This window comes from Mycobacterium sp. NAZ190054 (genome assembly GCF_001545925.1).
Lineage (GTDB): Bacteria > Actinomycetota > Actinomycetes > Mycobacteriales > Mycobacteriaceae > Mycobacterium.
Map to the genome: position 1 here is coordinate 1 of NZ_LMVQ01000467.1, position 1145 is coordinate 1145.

Below are 1145 nucleotides of genomic sequence, written 5' to 3' on the forward strand. Positions count from 1 at the left end.
CAGCCACCCCCGACGCGCTGCAGCATCTGTTGGCGCGAGCCAGCTGGGACGCCGACGAGGTGCGCGACGATCTGCGCGATTACGTGATCGACGCCTTCGGCGACCCGGAGGCGATCCTCGTCGTCGACGAGACCGGCGATGTCAAGAAAGGCAGCCGAACCGTCGGGGTGCAGCGCCAGTATTCCGGCACCGCGGGCCGCATTGAGAACTCCCAAGTGGCGGTGTATCTGACCTACGCCGCACCCCGAGGACACGCCCTGATCGACCGGGCCCTGTACCTACCCAAGTCCTGGACCGAGACACCGCAACGCTGCATCGATGCGGGAATCCCCAACGGAGCACGACGTTTTGCCACAAAACCCTCCCTGGCCAGGACGCTGATCGCCCGCGCTGTGGCGGCCAAGGTTCCCGCCGGCTGGGTGGCCGGTGATGAAGTCTATGGAGCTGACCCGCACCTGCGAGCCGATGTCCGCACCCACGGTCTGGGCTACGTGCTGGCGATCGCGGCCAACCGGCGTGTCCCTACCCACGCCGGCCAGGTCCGTGTCGACAAACTGCCAGCACTGATTCCGACGCATGCCTGGCAACAGCATTCCGCTGGTGCTGGTGCGCACGGGCCGCGGCTGTACTCCTGGGCGTGGTTTCGGCTCCTGCCCGAAGACGACACCGACCAGGGTGTGCACCATTTGCTGATCCGCCGCAACGACTCCACCGGTGAGCTGGCCTACCTGCGCTGCTATTCACCTCGACCAGTCCCACTGCGAACCTTGGTGGCCGTGGCCGGCCAGCGGTGGCGCATTGAAGAATCGTTCCAATCCGCCAAAGGACTCGTCGGCCTGGACCAGCATCAGGTCCGACGGTGGAAATCCTGGTATCGCTGGACCACCCTGGCCATGCTCGCGCACGCCTTCCTGGCTGTCGCTTGCGCTGCCGAGCGCGACACCACCTCAACCCCGGCGGGCCTGATCGCGCTGACCGTCAACGAGTTTCGACGCCTCTTCGACGCGCTGCTACTCGTCACCAACCAGACCATCACCAGCCTGCTGGCCTGGTCACGATGGCGACGACAACACCAATACCGAGCCCGGCAATCGCACTACCGACGACGCGAACAACAATGAACTCGATCTACGGCTGCAGTACTA

1 protein-coding gene is annotated in these 1145 nt (G+C 65.2%); it reads left to right on the forward strand.

The annotated features are described in order from the left end of the window. The coding region (locus tag ASJ79_RS24300) for an IS701 family transposase (RefSeq protein WP_067960994.1) at positions 1-1121 on the forward strand (1121 nt) is incomplete at its 5' end. Between the last annotated feature and the right edge of the window lie 24 nt (positions 1122-1145).